At 64.0% G+C, this 884-nt stretch carries 1 protein-coding gene; it reads right to left on the bottom strand.

The window, feature by feature from the left end; genetic code table 11:
• Positions 1-884: oligopeptide/dipeptide ABC transporter ATP-binding protein (locus tag EN742_RS36255; protein ID WP_148670583.1), on the bottom strand; the 884-nt coding region annotated here is incomplete at both ends.

The following is an 884-nucleotide window of genomic DNA, read 5'->3' as shown; positions in this document are numbered from 1 at the left end:
GGATTGTCCGGCACCAGCTTCTTGTAGCCGCAGCGCGTCTGGAACGGACAGCCGGTCGGCGGGTTCATCGCCGACGGGATGTCGCCCTCAAGCACGATGTGCTTTTTGACCACGCTGGTGTCGGCGATCGGGATCGCCGACAGCAGCGCCTCCGTATAGGGGTGGTAGGGCGGCGAGAATATCTGGTCGGTCGTGCCCTGTTCGACGATGTAGCCGAGATACATGACGACGACGCGGTCGGCGATGTAGCGCACCACCGACAAGTCGTGGCTGATGAACAGCATCGTCGTCTTGTTCTTGCGCTGGATGTCCATCAGCAGTTCGGTCACCGCCGCCTGCACCGAGACGTCAAGCGCCGAAACCGGCTCGTCGGCCACCACCACCCTGGCATCGCCGGCAAAGGCGCGTGCCACGCCGATGCGCTGCTTCTGGCCGCCGGAGAGCTGGCGCGGCTTGCGCGTCTCGAAGGCCCGCGGCAGCTTCACCAGGTCGAGCAGCTCCAGCATCCGCTTGCGCCGCTCGGCGACCGTCTTGCCGACATTGAATTTTTCCAGCGTGCGGATGATCTGCGAGCCGACCGAGTGGCTGGGGTTCAGCGTGTCGAACGGGTTCTGGAACACCATCTGGATCGACGACACCGTCTCGACGCTCCGATTCTCGATGCCGGTCGACTGGATCTCCTTGTTGCCGAGCGTTACGCTGCCGGAACTCGCCGTCTCCAGCCCGAGCAGCACCTTGGCCAGCGTCGACTTTCCGCAGCCGGACTCGCCGACGATGGCAACGGTCTCGGATTCGCGCGCTTCGAAGGAGATCGTCTCATTGGCCTTGACGACGCGGCCCTCGCTGGAGCCGAACACTTCGCTGCCGCCGACCTTGTAGTATTT

Origin of the sequence: Mesorhizobium sp. M4A.F.Ca.ET.020.02.1.1 (assembly GCF_004022645.1) — a bacterium.
Classification (GTDB): domain Bacteria; phylum Pseudomonadota; class Alphaproteobacteria; order Rhizobiales; family Rhizobiaceae; genus Mesorhizobium.
Note: the sequence above shows the minus strand (reverse complement) of the source record. Positions and strands in the feature narration are given on the sequence as shown.